The 18,760-nt window shown below is 62.4% G+C and carries 14 protein-coding genes; 13 read left to right on the plus strand and 1 reads right to left on the minus strand.

What is annotated here, in order from left to right; all coding sequences use genetic code 11:
* Nucleotides 1-5 precede the first annotated feature (5 nt).
* Complete coding sequence (locus tag AC5QPF_RS06920; RefSeq protein ID WP_003252043.1) at nucleotides 6-260, plus strand: FAD assembly factor SdhE; 255 nt, start codon at nucleotides 6-8, stop codon at nucleotides 258-260.
* On the plus strand, nucleotides 244-696 hold the full coding sequence (locus AC5QPF_RS06925; RefSeq protein ID WP_494962537.1) for a protein YgfX: 453 nt from the start codon (nucleotides 244-246) through the stop codon (nucleotides 694-696). The genes AC5QPF_RS06920 and AC5QPF_RS06925 overlap by 17 nt, the downstream gene beginning before the upstream one ends.
* Here AC5QPF_RS06925 and nadB read toward each other — a convergent pair.
* The gene (gene nadB / locus AC5QPF_RS06930; RefSeq protein WP_494962538.1) at nucleotides 665-2,281 is read right to left on the minus strand and encodes an L-aspartate oxidase; all 1,617 of its coding nucleotides are present in this window, start codon (nucleotides 2,279-2,281) and stop codon (nucleotides 665-667) included. The two genes, AC5QPF_RS06925 and nadB, sit on opposite strands and share 32 nt — an antisense overlap.
* Nucleotides 2,282-2,738: 457 nt before the next feature.
* Here nadB and rpoE point away from each other — a divergent pair, with 457 nt between their 5' ends.
* The 11 genes from rpoE to lepB all read left to right on the plus strand — a co-directional run bounded on the left by rpoE (nucleotide 2,739) and on the right by lepB (nucleotide 18,705).
* The gene (gene rpoE / locus AC5QPF_RS06935) at nucleotides 2,739-3,320 is read left to right on the plus strand and encodes an RNA polymerase sigma factor RpoE/AlgU (RefSeq protein ID WP_003252049.1); all 582 of its coding nucleotides are present in this window, start codon (nucleotides 2,739-2,741) and stop codon (nucleotides 3,318-3,320) included.
* 31 nt (nucleotides 3,321-3,351) lie between these two features.
* A complete protein-coding gene (locus AC5QPF_RS06940) occupies nucleotides 3,352-3,945 on the plus strand; it encodes an RseA family anti-sigma factor (RefSeq protein ID WP_494962539.1) in 594 nt (197 codons plus the stop codon).
* 25 nt (nucleotides 3,946-3,970) lie between these two features.
* On the plus strand, nucleotides 3,971-4,936 hold the full coding sequence (locus tag AC5QPF_RS06945) for a MucB/RseB C-terminal domain-containing protein (RefSeq protein WP_494962540.1): 966 nt from the start codon (nucleotides 3,971-3,973) through the stop codon (nucleotides 4,934-4,936).
* 316 nt (nucleotides 4,937-5,252) lie between these two features.
* Nucleotides 5,253-6,632 carry a Do family serine endopeptidase gene (locus AC5QPF_RS06950; RefSeq protein ID WP_494964133.1) on the plus strand — a complete coding sequence of 460 codons (1,380 nt, stop codon included), beginning with the start codon at nucleotides 5,253-5,255 and terminating at the stop codon, nucleotides 6,630-6,632.
* A gap of 200 nt (nucleotides 6,633-6,832) precedes the next feature.
* The gene (locus AC5QPF_RS06955; RefSeq protein ID WP_494962541.1) at nucleotides 6,833-10,855 is read left to right on the plus strand and encodes an RCC1 domain-containing protein; all 4,023 of its coding nucleotides are present in this window, start codon (nucleotides 6,833-6,835) and stop codon (nucleotides 10,853-10,855) included.
* 58 nt (nucleotides 10,856-10,913) lie between these two features.
* Nucleotides 10,914-11,795: an Ig-like domain-containing protein gene (locus tag AC5QPF_RS06960; protein ID WP_494962542.1), complete on the plus strand. Its 882-nt coding sequence runs from the start codon at nucleotides 10,914-10,916 to the stop codon at nucleotides 11,793-11,795.
* Nucleotides 11,796-12,038: 243 nt separating this feature from the next.
* Nucleotides 12,039-13,178: a hypothetical protein gene (locus AC5QPF_RS06965; protein WP_494962543.1), complete on the plus strand. Its 1,140-nt coding sequence runs from the start codon at nucleotides 12,039-12,041 to the stop codon at nucleotides 13,176-13,178.
* Between the two features lie 240 nt (nucleotides 13,179-13,418).
* A complete protein-coding gene (locus AC5QPF_RS06970; RefSeq protein ID WP_494962544.1) occupies nucleotides 13,419-14,546 on the plus strand; it encodes a hypothetical protein in 1,128 nt (375 codons plus the stop codon).
* Between the two features lie 16 nt (nucleotides 14,547-14,562).
* Nucleotides 14,563-15,870 (plus strand): hypothetical protein, encoded by a 1,308-nt coding sequence (locus tag AC5QPF_RS06975; RefSeq protein ID WP_494962545.1) that lies wholly within the window; start codon nucleotides 14,563-14,565, stop codon nucleotides 15,868-15,870.
* A gap of 174 nt (nucleotides 15,871-16,044) precedes the next feature.
* The gene (gene lepA, locus AC5QPF_RS06980; protein ID WP_494962546.1) at nucleotides 16,045-17,844 is read left to right on the plus strand and encodes a translation elongation factor 4; all 1,800 of its coding nucleotides are present in this window, start codon (nucleotides 16,045-16,047) and stop codon (nucleotides 17,842-17,844) included.
* A gap of 6 nt (nucleotides 17,845-17,850) precedes the next feature.
* Complete coding sequence (lepB, locus tag AC5QPF_RS06985; RefSeq protein WP_494962547.1) at nucleotides 17,851-18,705, plus strand: signal peptidase I; 855 nt, start codon at nucleotides 17,851-17,853, stop codon at nucleotides 18,703-18,705.
* The last annotated feature ends 55 nt before the right edge of the window (nucleotides 18,706-18,760 follow it).

Genomic DNA, 18,760 nt, shown 5'->3' on the forward strand with positions numbered 1-18,760 from the left:
GCCCCATGGTCGAACAAACTGAACTCAACCGTCTGTTCTGGCACAGCCGTCGCGGCATGCTGGAGCTGGACGTACTGCTGGTACCTTTCACCCAGGAGGTCTACCCGACCCTGAACGAGACGGATCGCGAGCTGTATGTGCGTCTGTTGAGCTGTGAAGACCAGGACATGTTCGGCTGGTTCATGGAGCGCACCGAATCGGAAGATCCAGAGCTGCAACGCATGGTTCGCATCATCCTGGACCGTGTCCAGCCCAAGTGATCGCTTCGAGTGTCGCTGGCAGGGCTCGAAGGTCCTGCTGGCGCTCTACCTTGCCTGTCTGGTACTTGCCCTCTCGGCCTTGGTGCTGCTGGCGGTACCGCTGCTGCTGTCCCTCTTTGGCCTGGCCTTGTGCCTGGTCCACGCCTTCTGGGTCATTCCCCGACACATTCTCCTGACCCACCCCGATGCCATCAGCGGTTTGCGCCGTGATGCCCATGGCTGGCACCTGTGGAGCGCCGCCGGTGGCTGGCATGCGGTGCAACTGCGCCCCGACAGTATGGCGTTGCCAGGGTTGGTCATCTTGCGCTATCGCCGCGCGGGGCAGTTCTTCGCCCGCAGCCAGTGCATCGGCCACGACGCGCTGGAGCCGGTACAGCACCGGCGCCTGCGCGTGCGCCTGAAGTTCAGTCGGAAAAGGTGGGCGGCTGCAGGATAGTATCCAGGGCCTCGGGCAGCAGGTCCGGGTAATCCAGGGTGTAATGCAGGCCGCGGGATTCCTTGCGCTGCATGGCCGAGAGAATCATCAGCTCGGCGACCTGGGCCAGGTTGCGCAGCTCGATCAGGTCGCGGCTGACCTTGTAGTTGCTGTAGAACTCGTCGATCTCGTCCAGCAGCAGGCGCACGCGGTGCTCGGCCCGCTGCAGGCGCTTGCTGGTGCGCACGATACCCACGTAATCCCACATGAATCGCCGTAGTTCGTCCCAGTTGTGCGCAATGATCACGTCTTCGTCGGAGTCGGTGACCTGGCTGGCATCCCAGCAGGGCAGGGCTTGGGGCATGTCCACCTGGTCCAGTTGGGCGAGGATGTCGGCGGCGGCAGACCGGCCATAGACGAAGCATTCCAGCAGTGAGTTGCTGGCCATGCGGTTGGCGCCGTGCAGACCGGTGAAGCTGGTTTCGCCGATGGCGTACAGGCCTGGCACGTCGGTGCGGCCGTCCTGGTCGATCATCACGCCGCCGCAGGTGTAGTGCGCCGCCGGGACCACCGGGATCGGCTGGCGGGTAATGTCGATGCCGAAGGCCAGGCAGCGCTCGTAGACGGTGGGGAAGTGGTTTTTGACGAAGTCCGCCGGTTTGTGGCTGATGTCCAGGTACACGCAATCGACGCCGAGGCGCTTCATCTCGTGGTCGATGGCCCGGGCTACGATATCCCGTGGCGCAAGTTCGGCGCGGGGGTCGAAGCGCTCCATGAAGCGTTCGCCGTTGGGCAGCTTGAGCAGGCCGCCTTCGCCACGCAGGGCCTCGGTGATCAGGAAACTCTTGGCCTGCGGGTGATACAGGCAGGTCGGGTGGAACTGGTTGAACTCCAGGTTGGCCACCCGGCAGCCGGCACGCCAGGCCATGGCGATACCGTCGCCGCAGGCGCCATCCGGGTTGCTGGTATAGAGGTAGACCTTGGCCGCGCCGCCAGTGGCCAGCACGGTGAAACGAGCGCCGTAGGTGTCGACCTCGCCGCTGGCGCGGTTCAGCACGTAGGCGCCGAGGCAGCGTTCGCCGGCCAGGCCCAGGCGGCGCTCGGTGATCAGGTCCACTGCTACCCGCTGCTCCAGCAGCTCGATGTTTGGCCGCTGCCGTGCCTGTTCCAGCAGGGTGGTGAAGATCGCCGCGCCGGTGGCGTCGGCGGCGTGGATGATGCGTCGGTGGCTGTGGCCGCCTTCACGGGTGAGGTGGAACTCGAAGCCGCCGTCGTCGACGCTGGCATGCTCGTCACGGGTAAAGGGCACGCCCTGGTCGATCAGCCACTGGATCGCTTCGCGGCTATGCTCGACGGTGAAGCGCACCGCGTCTTCATGGCAGAGGCCGCCGCCGGCATTGAGGGTGTCCTCGACGTGGGACTGCACGGTATCGGTATCGTCCAGCACCGCGGCGACGCCGCCCTGGGCCCAGAAGGTCGAGCCGTTGGCCAGGTCACCCTTGCTCAGGACGGCGATGCGCAGGTGCGGCGGCAGGTTCAGGGCCAGGCTCAGGCCTGCGGCACCGCTACCGATCACGAGGACGTCATGTTGGAATTGTTGGCTCATGTCTTGGATTTTCCGCGCGGGGCGACCACGTAGGACACTGGAATAAGGGCAGTGGTATCGGCACAATGGTCAAGCGTTTATGGCATTGTGAAACTATCGTGAATCTCGGTGGGCTGCCTTTATATCAGCCCGGACGCCCGGATTTCCATGCCGCGACGTGTACAGGCCTGCCAAGCGTGGGAACTTTCCGGGAATCGTGTGTATCCATAGGAGGTTGCCTTGTGAGTCAGCAGCCGTGGTGGCGGGAGGCAGCGGCCGTTTCGAGCGTTGCCAACGTATAGAAGACTGATTTACTGACGCAGCCGGCCAGCACCGTGCTGCGTTTTTCGTGCGAGCCGATCAAGGGCCGCCGGAAACTTGCCTGGAGGGGAGAACTTTTGCAAAAAGCCCGAGTCTATGGTTGCAAGCCGAAACGATGGCCGATGCGACCCTCCTCCAGGTTCATCGAGGAGTGTTCATGCTAACCCAGGAAGAGGATCAGCAGCTTGTCGAGCGCGTGCAGCGCGGCGACAGGCGAGCGTTCGATCTGTTGGTGCTGAAGTATCAGCACAAGATTCTCGGGTTGATCGTGCGATTCGTGCACGACACCCATGAGGCCCAGGATGTGGCGCAGGAAGCGTTCATCAAGGCCTACCGTGCACTTGGCAATTTTCGTGGTGACAGCGCGTTCTATACCTGGCTGTACCGGATTGCCATCAACACGGCGAAAAACTATCTGGTGTCCCGCGGTCGGCGGCCACCGGACAGCGATGTAAGTTCAGAGGATGCAGAGTTTTACGACGGCGATCATGGCCTCAAGGACCTCGAATCCCCCGAACGCTCGCTGTTGCGCGATGAGATCGAAGGCACTGTGCATCGAACCATCCAGCAACTGCCAGAAGATTTGCGTACGGCGTTAACTTTACGCGAATTCGATGGTCTGAGTTACGAGGACATTGCCAGCGTCATGCAGTGTCCGGTGGGTACCGTGCGCTCTCGGATTTTCCGCGCTCGGGAGGCCATAGACAAAGCCCTGCAGCCGTTGTTGCAGGAAACCTGAGACAGCGGCGACAGCCAAGAGAGGAACCGCCATGAGTCGTGAAGCTTTGCAGGAATCGCTGTCCGCGGTGATGGATAACGAAGCGGACGAACTGGAGTTACGTCGGGTATTGAGTGCCGTCGACGACCCCGAAACCCGTGCCACCTGGTCGCGTTACCAGGTTGCCCGTGCAGCGATGCACAAGGAGCTGCTGATGCCCAGGCTGGACATCGCTTCGGCAGTTTCCGCCGCGCTGGCTGACGAGGCCGCTCCGGCCAAGGTCGCTCGCGGTCCATGGCGCAGCGTAGGTCGCCTGGCGGTTGCCGCATCGGTAACCCTGGCCGTGTTGGCCGGTGTGCGCCTGTACAACCAGGACGACATTGCCGGTGCGCAACTGGCGGCTCAGCAACCGGCCCAGCAAGGCTTGGTGACGCCGCAAGTACAAGGCCCGGCAGTCCTGGCAGGCTATAGTGAAAGTTCCGAGCAAGCGCCTGGCCCGATGGCCAACGGTGTGCTGCAAGGCCAGAGCGGCTGGCAGGACCAGCGTCTGCCCGGCTATCTGCGCCAGCATGCCCAGGACGCTGCCGTGAAAGGCACTGAAAGCGCGCTGCCGTATGCCCGTGCCGCCAGCCTGGAAAACCGCTAAGGCGAAGAACACCTGAAGGAGGATCATGCGCGCGCTACCTCTCATACCGCTCTTGCTCAGCGGCTGCCTGACCTTGCCAGCATACGCTGCCAATTCGTCGACCGAGGCCGCTGACTGGCTCAACCGCATGGCGAAAGTCGAGCAGGAGCAGAGTTACCAAGGCACATTCGTTTACGAACGCAACGGCAGTTTTTCCACCCACGACATCTGGCATCGCGTCCAGAATGGCAAGGTCAGCGAGCGGCTGTTGCAGCTCGATGGCCCGGCCCAGGAAGTCGTACGTGTGAATGGCCAGACCCAATGCGTGAGCGGTGCCCTGGCCTCGGAAGCAGGCAATGCGACGCAATCCTCGGCGCGAGTGCTGGATCCTCTGAAACTGATGAACTGGTATGACCTGAGTGTCGCAGGACACTCCAGGGTGGCGGGGCGCGACGTGGTGATCATCACCATGCGTCCCCGTGACCAGCACCGCTATGCCTTTGAGCTGCATCTGGACCGGGAAACCGCACTGCCGCTGAAATCGTTGCTGATCAATGACAAGGAGCAGTTGCTGGAGCGCTTCCAGTTCACGCGGCTGGACATCCGCGATGTTCCCGACGACAACCAGCTTAAAGCCAGTGACAACTGCCGGCCACTGCCCCAGGCTAGTGTTCAGGCCCACGAAGCGGTGGTTGGCTGGCGTTCGGAATGGCTACCGCCGGGCTTCGAACTGGTCAGCAGCAGCGTGCGCAAGGATGCCGACGGCAAGCACAGCGTCAGCAGCCTGATGTACGACGATGGCCTGGCGCGTTTCTCGGTGTTCCTCGAAGCGCAGGACAACGAGGCGGGTTTCGATACCCGGGCGCAGTTGGGGCCAACGGTCGCAGTATCGCGGCAGTTGAACACGCCCAAAGGTGAAATGATGGTGACGGTGGTCGGGGAAATCCCCATTGGTACTGCCGAACGTGTGGCCTTGTCGATGCGCCCGCAGGACGCCCAGGCAAGCCAGTAATCTAATGGAGTTGCACCCGTACAAGGACGACGAAGGATGAAAGGCATGTCCCAGAGCCGCTGACATGATTGGTAAGCTATCAAGTTTGCAAATCCATCCAGATTTTTCTATAGGTCAGGTCTTTGCGGGTCTGGCCTTTCCTGCTGTTGCAGTATCAAGAAATGCCGATGTTTCAGGCCTGGTCGCAACCTTCCGGTTGTTGCCGGGCCTTTTTCGTTGGCAGGTCCCTAGTGCTTAAACCACGCTCGTTTGTGACGGGAGCCGTATGTCGATACCACGCTTGAAATCCTATCTATCGCTGTTCGCCGCCGTGCTCATGCTCGGCCAGATGGCGACTGCGCAAGCCGAAGCCCTGCCGGACTTCACCACCCTGGTCGAGCAAGCCTCGCCGGCGGTGGTGAACATCAGTACCAAGCAGAAACTGCCGGAACGCAAGTACGCCCAGGGCCAGATGCCAGACCTGGAAGGCCTGCCGCCGATGTTCCGCGAGTTCTTCGAGCGCAGTCTGCCGCAGCAGCCGCGTGCACCCCGTGGCGACCGCCAGCGTGAAGCACAGTCGCTGGGTTCGGGCTTCATCATTTCCGATGATGGCTACGTGTTGACCAACAACCACGTAATTGCAGACGCCGACGAGATCATCGTCCGCCTCTCCGACCGCAGCGAGCTGCAGGCCAAGCTGGTCGGCACCGACCCGCGCACCGACGTGGCCCTGCTCAAGGTCGAGGGCAAGAACCTGCCGACCGTGAAGCTGGGCGACTCGTCGAAACTGAAGGTCGGCGAGTGGGTGCTGGCCATCGGTTCACCGTTCGGCTTCGACCACTCGGTGACCAAAGGTATCGTCAGCGCCAAGGGCCGCACCCTGCCGAACGACACCTACGTGCCGTTCATCCAGACCGACGTGGCGATCAACCCGGGCAACTCCGGTGGCCCGCTGTTCAACATGAATGGTGAGGTCGTGGGTATCAACTCGCAGATATTCACTCGTTCCGGCGGCTTCATGGGCCTGTCGTTCGCCATCCCGATCGACGTGGCTCTGGATGTCTCCAACCAGTTGAAGAAAGATGGCAAGGTCAGCCGCGGCTGGCTCGGCGTGGTGATCCAGGAGGTCAACAAGGACCTGGCTGAATCCTTCGGGCTGGACAAACCGGCCGGTGCCCTGGTGGCCCAGGTCCTGGAAGACGGCCCGGCAGCCAAGGGCGGCCTGCAGGTGGGTGACGTGATCCTCAGCATGAACGGCCAGCCGATCGTCATGTCGGCCGACCTGCCGCACCTGGTCGGTGGCCTGAAGGATGGCGCCAAGGCCAAGCTGGAAATCATCCGCAACGGCAAGCGCCAGAACCTCGACGTCACCATCGGCGCACTGCCGGATGAAGACCAGGAAGTCACCACCAGCGCGAACGGCGCGGTCGAGCGCAGCAGCAATCGTCTTGGCGTGAGCGTCTCGGATCTGACCGCCGAACAGAAGAAGACCCTCGAACTGCAGGGCGGCGTGGTCATCAAGGATGTCCAGGATGGTCCGGCGGCGCTGATCGGCCTGCGTCCGGGCGATGTCATCAGCCACCTGAACAACCAGGCGATCACTTCGGCGAAGGAGTTCACCGAAATCGCCAAGGACCTGCCGAAGAACCGTTCGGTGTCCATGCGCGTGCTGCGTCAGGGCCGTGCCAGCTTCATCACCTTCAAGCTCGCCGAATAACCTTCGGTTCGTAGCAGAAAAAGGGCAGCTTCGGCTGCCCTTTTTCGTGAGCGCGGCAACCCCTTGAATTGCCTGGCTTTGCCCGGGTACCTGTTATTTCTGTCAGTTGTGCCGCCCAGGCACTTGGTTCTTCAATCAGCTCAACCTCATCCGTGCCACACGGCACATCCATCGGGTTCGACATGATTTGGAGAACGCCCATGAGCAGCAGCGAGAACACCTCCGAGCCCTCCGTGCTGGAGGCCAACATCCATCGCTATAACCAGCGCGCTCGCGACCTTGCAGGGGCGAAGGCCGGTGTCCGCAGCGGCGGTGTCCAGTCCATCGATCCGGTCTATATCCCCAACCTGATCACGCCGGTGCAGACAGAGGGGGCGTTCGGTGGCGTCAACAAAAGCATGCTGGATTCCAATGTCTCGGGATTGCTGGTCATCATCCAGCCCTACCAGAACATGCAGCAAGGCGACTGGATCAAGGTGTTCTGGGGCGATGACGGTACCCCGGTGGCGTCCGATGTAGTCTCGCCGGGGCAGGAAGGCGACAACTTCCCCATATTCGTTCCTTCCCGCCTGGTGCCGGAAGGTTTGCATGAACTGTGGTGCTCGGTGACCCGTGCCGGTGGCGGTAACGGCGGTGAGTCGGATCCGATCGGAATCCTGACCCGCACTGACGTTCCGGGTGGTATCGACCCCGAACCCGATGCGCCAGGCCACCAGAATCTCCTGCCACCGGAGGTCGATATTCCGGCCAGCGGTATCATCGACGAAGAAGCCGCCAAGGAAGGCATCACGGTGACCATCCCGGGTTACCCGAACATGCGGATCCATGACCTGATCACCCTGAGCTGGGGTGGTGTCTTGCTCGAGCACCAGGTCACCCAGGCCGAGGTGGGGGCCAGAGAAGCACGGATGCTGGTCACCGAATCGACCATCCTCGAAGCGGGCGACGCCGACGAACTGGTGGTGGTTTACAAGGTCATGGACGAGGTGCAGAACCAGTCCAGCGACTGGTCGATGCGGACCTTCGTGACGGTGGAGGTGGGTGAGGGCCTGTTCGACAGCCCGGTCATCCTCAATCCCGACGATGCTGCCGATCCCTATGACTTGATCGATCTCGACCTGTTGGGCGAAGACGACCTGCAGGTCGAAGTCTATGCCGCACGCGGAGGCGACCTGCAGGTCGGCGACGTGATCGCGGTGAGGTGGGTCGGTACCACCGCCCAAGGGGAGACCGTCATCGTCGAGCCGCCGGAGCAGGAATTTCTGCGGATTCCCATGGGCCTGTATTTCCCGATCCCCAATGCCGAGGTGATCAAGATGGCCCGCGGCCGCTGTGCCGCTTCCTACACAGTGACTCGCGGCGGTAACCCGGCGGGCCTCTCGAAACGCACGTTCGCCAGTTTCCTCGGCACGGAGTACCAACTACCGAAACCGATCGTGGCCGATGCCGTCGGCGGTACGCTCGACCCGACCCTGCCGCAGACCGTCGTCACCATCCCTGGCGGATCGCTGGGGGCGGGCGATCATGTGCTCCTGACCTGGCTTGGGACACGCGCCAACGGCAGCGCGCTGCTGCACAACGACGACCGTGGGGTGAGTGGCGGCAATGCGGGAAAACCGATGAATTTCACTGTCGACGGGACCAATATCGCACCGCTGAACGGTGGCAGCGTCACTGTTTCCTACAAGCTGGACAAGTTCAACGGGCCTTCTCTGGTGTCTGAGCACGAGTTACTGCAAGTGGGCGAAGGTCAGTTCGAATTGCCTGCACCCTTCACCCGTCCACCGGTAGACAGCGGGGTGCTTGACCCTGAAATGCTGCCCGGCGTGCTGGACGTCGTGGTGTCGCCATACCCGGGCATGAAAAGTGGCCAGACTGTGCACCTGGTGTGGAGTGCCAGCAACGGCGAGGGTTTCACCGACTTCATGCCGATTGGCCCGTCAATGGAAGGCAAGGAGGTGGAGTTCACCATCGAGCGCGCCACGGTCGAGGAATACCTGGGCCTGACCATCGAGCTGTCGTACCGGGTGGAAAGCCCCGGCGAGCCGGAGCGCATTTCGGCCATCACCACCTTCAGCGTCGGCGCCGCGCAGGAACACTTGCCGTTGCCGGAGGTGGTAGAGGCGCTGGAGGGCGTGCTCAATCCGGGTGATGTTCCCAATGGCGCGACGGTGCGGATTCCCGTCGAGGCGGGACTGGAAAATGGCGACGATGTCGAGGTGATCTGGCAGGGTAGCAAGCCGGGCGGTGTTACCCGTGTCAGCAGGGGGGTGTTCGAGGGGGACGTGGGCCAACCCTTCGACCTGATCATCGAGTACGAGTTCGTCGAGGCAAACAGCGAAGGCACCGTGGTTGTGTCCTACCAGGTATTCAAACTGAACGGCGAGAAGCCGAAGTCCGACACGATCACCATCAGCGTGCAGCGTTCTCTGCTGCCGCTTCCGGAAATTCTCGAGGCTGAAGGCGATCAGCTCAACCCGGACGACGTACTGCAGGATGCTACCGTGCGAATCGGAGCCGCCGCGCAATTGAAAGACCACGACATCGTGAACGTTATCGTGGCCGGCCGCGCCCCGGGCAGCAGCATCACCATTACCTATACAGTACCGACGGGTGGTGCCGGGCAACCTGTGCAGGTCAAGATTCCCTATGCCGTCATCAATGCCAGCACCGGCACTGACTTCGACCTGGCGTACGAGATTCAGCGGGCAGCGGGTGGGGCGGTGGAGCCCTCCGGCACCGTCACCTACCACGTCAACCGCGAGGTGGGCTCGGGACCGCTGCGGGTCATGGGTGCGCGCTTCAACGGCAATACCTACCGGGCGTCCAGTGCACCACGGATGATCAGCGTCTATCACGACGTCACCCTGCTGCCGATGCTCGCTGAATGGCGCTACGAGGACGAGGACCAGTGGACCGCGCGCTTCCATTGGTTCGACAACAAGCCGTGGCTGAAGCTCTATGTGCGTAGCGACATCCAGACCATCGAACTGCGCCCGTGCAATATTGTCGGTACCGGTCTCGATACCACTGCCAATGGTTCCGCAGCGTTCGCCTGCATGCGCGACGAGGTCAGGGTGGGGGTGGAGGACGAAGTGGACATGCGTGCCTGGGGCAATCCCGCCTTCGGCGGCAAGCTTTCGCCAACCCAGATCACCATCAAGAATGTGGTCGAGATCACTGCCAGCAGCAACGGTTGCGTGGCCCGTCTGCGCGACGGCTATGCGACGCGCTGGGATGCTGCGCCGGCGTTGGATGTCACCAGTGGCTTCACCCAGATCCGTTGTAACGCTCTGGCTTTCGTCGGTCGGTTGAGCGACGGTTCGCTGCACGCCTGGGGGCCTGCCACCCATGGCGTGCCGGTTACCGACGCCGTCAAGGCGCACAAGGATTATGTCGAAGTGATCGGGGCCGCCTCGGCCTTCGCCGCTCGGCGTGCCTCCGGGCATGTGGTGGCCTGGGGCGATCAGGCCATGGGCGGCAAGATGAAAGAAGGCCAGGAAACCTTCGGCAACATCAAGCAGGTGGTTGGCAACTACGGCGCCTTTGCCGCGCTGCGTGACGCGGGCGGTTCGAAGACGGTGATCGCCTGGGGCCACGACAGCTACGGTGGCAATGCCGAGAAAGTTGCCGGGCTGACCAATGTCAAGGCGCTGGGCGGTGCCACTGCCCAGGCCTTCAGCGTGCTGCTCGACGATGGCGGCCTGCAAGCCTGGGGCGCGGCTTCCCATGGTGGTAACCCGGATACCGACATCACGGCAATCAAGGACTACGTCGAGATCACCTGTACCTGGCATGCCATGTGCGCGCGGCGAGCCAACGGTCACGTCGTGGCCTGGGGCAATGCCCAAAACGGCGGTGACGTCGGCGAAGACATTCCCAAGCTATCGGACATTGTCTCGGTAGTCGGCAGCGCCTGGAGCTTCGCCGCGTTGCGGCGCAACGGCGAGGTGGTCGCCTGGGGCGCTCCGGCCACGGGTGGGGATACCTCGGCAGTGGCCTCGGAGTTGGTCAATGTGCGGGCGATCTACGCCAACAGCCATGGTTTCACTGCGCTGACCAGCGATGGCCGGGTAGTGAGCTGGGGTGTGGCGGCAGGTGGTGGCGATAACTCCAGCGTCGTGGCCGACCTCACCGGCAAGCTGACTTACTCCCGCGTGGTTCCGACGCAGGAAGCGGCACTGCTGGACCCCACCGCGCGCAAAGACCTGGGCAACGCCTGACGTTTCCGGCCATCGCGCCCCCGGCATGTGCCGGGGGCGCGGATAGAGGAGCACCTATATGAATTCGATCAGAATGGATCTTGCGGCGCCCAGCGTCGATGGCGTGATCAATGGCGAGCTGGATCCGAACGATGTCCCGGCGGGAGGCGCGCTCGCGCACGTTCTCGAAGTGCCCGCGCAATGGAATGGAGAAACCCTGACCCTGTACCTGCGCGACGAGGGCGGTGCCGTGCTGTTCGAACTCGACAGGCCGATCGGTCCCCATGGTCGTCCGATCAGTGTGCCGATTCCCAAGGCCGTACTGGTGGCCAACACCGGCCAGGACGTGGCGGTGAGCTATAGCGTGACCAACGTCGGCGACTCCTACACCTTTGAATTCACGCTCGGCCAAGGCTTCTCGGGCGTCGTGGAGTTCGACCTGTCACTGCACAACTATCTGGTTGCCTACACCCATTCCGAAGCTCGTCCGCCGGAAGAACTACCCGCCTTCACTCGCATGCAGCGAACACTGCCCGGTGCCACCGGCTACAGCAGCAGCGACGGCAAGGTGGCGACGGTGGACAGCCTCGGCATTGTCACCGCGCTGAGCAATGGCGTGGCCACCATCACCGCATCGGGTGCGCCTTCGGGGCCTGCCAGCTACCAACTGACGGTCAAGGGCATCGACGAGCTGCATGTGCTGAGCAGCTCGGCGACCTGGTCAGGCGCCGACCAGTTGTGCCGGGAAACCGGTCTGACCCTGCCCTCGCTGGCGGACTTCGCCCGTCTGAAGCTGTATTACCCCTTGCCGATCGGTTTCTACCTGAATCTGCCGGACTACCCGGTGTGGGGCACGGTCATCGGCGCGGGTACCGCCAACACCTTCGACCTGAATACCGGTGCGGCAGCAGGCATGGACGTCTCGGCGCTGCTGCAGGTGGTGGGTGTGCTGCATTACTGACGATCGATCTCTATCGCGGGTGCCCGTAATGATCTGACGTTCCGGGATCCGGGAGGCTGGAAAATGAACAGACTCTTGCTGCATTTATGCGGCACGCTAGCGTTTTGCCTGGCGTTTGCCTGCGGCGGGTTGCAAGCCCGCACGCTGACTGGCCCGGAAGTCGTTCAGCAGTTGAATCAGGCCTACGCCAGCACACCTGAACGTTGCGTGGGAAATCGACCGGCGTATTACTGCAGTGGTGTCATGTCCAAGCCGATCCTGAGCGACGATCCACAACCGTTCTGGCGGCACGGACCGGATGCGATTGGCCATGGCGCGGAGCGCTTCGACTTCCTGCGTCGCGATGTACTGCCAGGCAGTACGGTCGGTGAGCACGGCTATTTGTTCTCCAATCGATTCACGGCGATTGGTCAGGGCAAGGATTACCTGGTGGTGGGGGACGACGGCATGAACCGCCCGCCTGAGCTGCGGGTGCGCAACTGGGAAGAGGCGGCACCGTTGCAGTTGCCACTGATTGCCTTGTTTCATCGCCGTACCGCCGCCGGACTGGCGGCTGCGCTGCGCGACCAGCGCAGCTATTTCGAGGCGACGGGGCAGTGGCTGCCGATCGTGCGGTGGTCGCCGGACGACGAAAGCGGGCCGCTGTTCGGGTTCGATGAGCGGGAGCAATCCTACAGCGGCTATCAGGTCGCCGAGCGCCTCAACCAGCGTTATGCCGATACCACCACGACCTGCCGAGACGGGCGTTCGGCGATCTACTGTCGCGGCGTGCTGGTCCGCGGCATCGATTACAGCGAGGACTTTCACTCCTGGGACCCGAGCCCAGGCTCGGTGATTCGCGACGGCATCTCGTTTTCCTACGTAGGTGCGGATATCGGTGTCGACGAGCTTTATCAGAATCAGGGGCTGATCTTCCATGAGCTGGGCAGGCCGAGTGCCTTTGCGGTCAAGTTTCGCTGCGCGTATCCGCACAATGCCCAGACCTCGCTCACTGACTACAGCTGTCGGGCCACCTGTGCATCGGAAAACATCACCTCCGTGGCCGCCTGGCGTGCTTCCCGCTATCCAGCCAACCCTTCCGAAAGCTGTGCGTTCGGTGACACGCCTCAGGAGATCCAGCTCAACGCGGATGTCCGTCATGGCTATTCATGGACCCCAACGCGCAACGAACTGGTGTTCGCTGCCTGGCCTCCAGGCATTCCCAGTGAGTTGCCGATCGAGGCCTTCTATTGGGTGGTCGGCACGTCTGGACTGACCGGGGCCCGTTTCGTCCAGCACGACTACCTCACCGTCACCGGCCGCTTCATGCCCGTCGTGCGGGTCGAACTGACCGCAACAGCGGGATCGAAGTTCGTCTACGACCCCGCTGACCAGAACTACTGAGTGGTAGGCCATCAATCCATTGTGGGCCTGCTGACCGAGTGTCTGGCCCGGGAGGACGACATGTACGGATTTTTGCGGCGCTTGTCTGGTGTGTGTGGGCTTTGCCTGGTCCTTGTTCTCGGCGCGCTCCCGGCCCACGCGCTGACTGGACCGGAAGTGGCCCAGCGCTTGAACCAGGCATTCGTCAGCACGCCCGATCACTGTGTCGGCAAGCGAGCGGCGTATTACTGTAGCGGGATCATGTTCAAGCAGGTTTTGCCCGGTGATCCGGTGCCGTTCTGGAGTCACGGGCCGGATGCGATCGCTCGCGGTGCGGAGCGTTTCGACTACCTGCGCCGCGATATCGCAGCGGGGCCGCTGACCCAGGACAGTGGCTATATCTTCGCTGATCGCTTCACCGCCAAGGGACAGGACAAGGACTACGAGTTGCTGGGTGACGACGGCATGAGCCGTCCGCCGGAACTGTTGGTCGTCAATTGGGGCGCACTGTCGCCCACGCTGCTGCCGGTGCAGGCGCTGTACTACCGCTCCATGCCGGGGTTGAAGCTGGCGCTGCGCAATCAGCTCGACTGGTTCGAGGCCACAGGGGACTGGTTGCCGGTGCTGCGCTTCGATGCGGCTGCGAGTCCTGGCGAGCAATTCGGGTTCGAGCAGCGCGACCAGGTGTACAGCGGCTACCAGGTGGCGGATCGAATCAACCAACGTTTCTCGAATACCGCTTCGACCTGTCCCGACGGGCGTTCGGCCTTGTATTGCAATGGGGTGATCATTCGCGGTACCGGTTACGGCGACGCCTTTCATTCCTGGAATCCCAGTCCGAACTCGGTGGCGCGGGATGGCGTGTCGTTTTCCTATGTGCGCGGCGACGTCGGCACCGTTGGGGTGGTCGGCAATGAAGGGCTGATCTTTCACGAGCTGGGCCGTCCGTCCGCCCACAGCGTGAGGTTTCGCTGTGCCTACCCGGCCAATGCAGGCACTAATATCATTCCCAACAGCTGTCGGTCGACCTGTCGCTCGGAGAACATCACCACGGTGGCGGCCTGGCAGGCGCGCTATGGGGAGAGGCCGGGGGATAGCTGCACCTTTGGCGATACGCCTGCGGAGTTCCAGCTCAATACCGATGTGCGCGCCGGGCAGCCGTGGGCCAAGAACCACAACGAACTGATCATCGGCGCCTGGCCGCAGAACATCCCCTTGGAGTTGCCGATCGAAGCCTTTTTCTGGGAGGGAGGCGTCGGTCTGCCGGGCGCTCGTCATATCCAGAAAGACTTTCTCCAGGAGACCGGGCGTTTCATGCCCATCGTGCGCGTCGATCTGAATGCGTCGGGAAACAAGTTCACCTACGTACCGGCAGATCAGAGCTATTGAGCCAGAGGAGCAGGACATGGGCAGAGTTTTGCGAGAGTGCGTCGTTGCGCTTTGGTTGTGCCTCTGCATGCAGCCGGCACTGGCGCTCAATGGTCCGGAAGTGGCGCAGCGGCTGAACCAGGCCTGGAACAGCACGCCGGATCGTTGCGTGGACAACCACGCCCCCTATTACTGCAGCGGGGTGATGCTCAAGCAGGTGTTGCCCAGCGATCCAGCGCCGTTCTGGAGCCACGGACCCGACGCGATCGCCCGGGGGGCGGAGCGTTTCGACTATCTGCGCCGCGACATCACGCCGGGCCCTCTGGCGCAGATGAGTGGCTACCTGTTCGCCGACCGCTTCACCGCCATCGGCCTGGGCAAGGACTACCAGTTGCTTGGCGACGACGGCATGAATCGCCCGCCGGAATTGCTGGTGCGCAACTGGAACGCCGCGCCGCCCGGGCAACTGCCGATCATCGCCGTGTATCACGATGTCCGCCAGGCCAACGGCCTGGGTGCGGCGCTGCGCAACCAGCGCGCCTGGTTCCAGGCCACCGGTGAATGGCTGCCGGTGCTGCGCCTGGACAGCCGCGACGGTCAGCAGCCGTTCGGTTTCGATTTGCGCGAACAGGTCTACATCGGTTACGAGGTAGCAGCGCGCCTCAACCAGCGCTACCAGGATGACGAAGCGGCCTGTGCCGACGGCAAGGCCTCGCTGTATTGCAACGGCGTGCTGATCCGCGGCACCGTGTCCGGGCCGCCGCCGTCGTGGAATCCCAAGGACAATGCCTATGCCGACAACGGCGTGTCGTTCTCCTATCTGCGTCACGACCTGGGATCACGGCGTATCTTTTATGCCCAAGGCTTCATCGTTCGCGAGCTGAATTATCCCGCTGCCCATCCATTGACCCTTCGTTGCGAGTACGCGGGCGATGCCGGCACCGGCCCGCCCGACCGCTGCCGGGCCGATTGCAGCCTGAAGGGTATTCATACCCTGGCTGACTATCAGCGCCACTACCCCTCGGGTACCTATGCCCGTGATTGCAGTCTGGGGCCCAGTGCCCAGGCGTTTCATCTGAACAACCAGGTGCGCTTCAAGCAGAACTGGACGGCCAACAACTGGAACGAGCTGATCATCACGCCCTGGCCTCTGGACATTCCGTTGCAACTGCCGCTGGAAGCCTTCTTCTATAACTGGGAGCAGCCGGCCGGTCTGGCGGGTGCCCAGTACATCCAGCGCAACTATGCCCAGGTCACCGGCAAGTTCCTGGTCATCGTCCTGATCGATCTCACCAAGCCGCCTGGTGCGGTGTTCTCTTTCGACCTTGCTGCCCAGGCGCTGTAGGCCTGGCGACCGCCGGTCGCGCCGCCTGCCTGGGTGCCTCCCCGGCTTTCGGGCAGGCATCCTGGCGGCACTCGGTCCGGCGAATGGAATCTCCCATAACCCTCCGGCTTCAGGTACAATTCCCGGCTATTTTTCGGCGGGCGTCCGGCCCGCGGCCTTTTTGAGTGTTGATCCGTGAGTGATTTGAGTCATATCCGCAATTTCTCCATCATCGCCCACATTGACCACGGCAAGTCGACCCTGGCTGACCGGTTCATCCAGATGTGCGGTGGCCTGAGCGACCGTGAGATGGAAGCGCAGGTCCTGGACTCCATGGACCTGGAGCGTGAACGCGGGATCACCATCAAGGCCCACAGCGTTACCCTGCATTACAAGGCGGGCGACGGCAAAACCTACCAGCTGAACTTCATCGACACCCCCGGCCATGTCGACTTCACCTATGAAGTCAGCCGCTCCCTGGCCGCCTGCGAAGGCGCGCTGCTGGTGGTGGACGCGGGTCAGGGCGTCGAGGCGCAATCCGTCGCCAACTGCTACACCGCCATCGAACAGGGCCTGGAAGTCATGCCGGTCCTGAACAAGATGGACCTGCCGCAAGCCGATCCGGACCGCGTGAAGGAAGAGATCGAGAAGATCATCGGCATCGACGCTACCGACGCCGTGGCCTGCTCGGCCAAGAGCGGCATGGGCGTGATCGAGGTGCTGGAACGCCTGGTGCACACCATTCCGGCACCGGAAGGCGAGATCGATGCGCCGCTGCAGGCACTGATCATCGACTCGTGGTTCGACAACTACCTGGGCGTCGTGTCCCTGGTTCGCGTGCGCCATGGCCGCGTGAAGAAAGGCGACAAGATCCTGGTCAAGTCCACCGGCAAGGTGCACCTGGTCGACAGCGTCGGCGTGTTCACGCCGAAGCACACCCAGACTGCCGACCTCAAGGCCGGCGAAGTGGGCTTCATCATCGCCAGCATCAAGGACATTCACGGCGCGCCGGTCGGCGACACCCTGACCCTGTCCTCGACCCCTGAAGTCGAAGTGCTGGACGGCTTCAAGAAGATCCAGCCGCAGGTTTATGCCGGCCTGTTCCCGGTCAGTTCCGACGATTTCGAAGATTTTCGTGACGCCTTGCAGAAACTGACCCTGAACGACTCGTCGCTGCAGTACACCCCGGAAAGCTCCGATGCCCTGGGCTTCGGCTTCCGTTGCGGCTTCCTCGGCATGCTGCACATGGAGATCATCCAGGAGCGACTTGAGCGCGAATACGACCTGGACCTGATCACCACCGCGCCGAGCGTAATCTTCGAGGTCAAGCTCAAGACCGGCGAGACCATCTATGTCGACAACCCGTCGAAGCTGCCGGACGTGTCGTCCGTGGAAGACTTCCGCGAGCCGATCGTCGCCGCCACCATCCTCGTGCCGCAGGAGCACCTGGGCAACGTCATCACCCTGTGCATCGAGAAGCGTGGCGTACAGCGCGACATGCAGTTCCTCGGCTCGCAGGTGCAGGTGCGCTACGACCTGCCGATGAACGAAGTGGTGCTGGACTTCTTCGACCGCCTCAAATCCACCAGCCGCGGCTATGCTTCGCTGGATTACCATTTCGACCGTTATCAGTCGGCCAACCTGGTCAAGCTCGACGTACTGATCAACGGCGACAAGGTCGATGCCCTGGCATTGATCGTGCACCGTGACAATGCGCACTACAAAGGTCGCGCGTTGACCGAGAAGATGAAGGAACTGATTCCTCGGCAGATGTTCGATGTGGCGATCCAGGCAGCCATTGGCGGCCAGATCGTTGCCCGGACCACGGTCAAGGCACTCAGAAAGAACGTACTGGCCAAGTGCTACGGTGGCGACGTGAGCCGTAAGCGCAAGCTGTTGGAGAAACAGAAGGCTGGTAAGAAACGCATGAAACAGGTCGGCAACGTGGAGATTCCACAGGAAGCCTTCCTCGCCGTGCTCCGGTTGGATAGCTAGGTCTTTATGTCGCTAAATTTCCCGCTGTTGCTAGTCATCGCTGTCGCTGTCTGTGGCCTGCTGGGCCTCATCGATCTGCTGTTCCTGGCTCCGCGTCGGCGGGCGGCGATCGCCAACTACCAGGGCAGCGTCAGCCAGCCCGAGCTGTCGGTGGTCGAGCAGTTGAACAAGGAACCGTTGCTGGTCGAGTACGGCAAGTCGTTCTTCCCGGTGCTGTTCATCGTGCTGGTGCTGCGTTCGTTCCTGGTCGAGCCGTTCCAGATCCCTTCGGGGTCGATGAAACCGACCCTGGAAGTGGGCGACTTCATCCTGGTGAACAAGTTCTCCTATGGCATTCGCCTGCCGGTGATCGACAAGAAGGTCATCGAGGTCGGTGACCCGCAACGCGGCGATGTAATGGTGTTCCGCTACCCGAGCGACCCGAACGTCAACTACATCAAGCGTGTGGTCGGCCTGCCGGGCGACGTGGTGCGCTATACCAGCGACAAGCGCCTGTACGTCAATGGCCAGCAGGTCGCCGAGCAGCTGATCGGCGCCGAGCCGGGTACCCTGGGCAGCGCCGAGCTGTACAAGGAAAAACTCGGTGAGGCCGAGCACCTGATCCGCAAGGAGATGAGTCGCTACCGCATGCCGCCTGACCAGCAGTGGACGGTGCCTGCCGGGCACTACTTCATGATGGGCGACAACCGCGACAACTCCAACGACAGCCGCTACTGGGATGATCCGTCGATTCCCAAGGAGCTGCTGGGCATGGTTCCGGACCAGAATATCGTCGGCAAGGCCTTTGCCGTATGGATGAGCTGGCCGGAGCCGAAACTCAGCCACTTCCCGAGCCTGTCGCGGGTAGGGCTGATCAAGTAGCACCTTCACGGCGCTGTCCCTCGGGACGGCGCCGAATGCTTTTCTGGCATAGGCT

The sequence above is a fragment of the Pseudomonas sp. Con_6 genome (assembly GCF_059379395.1).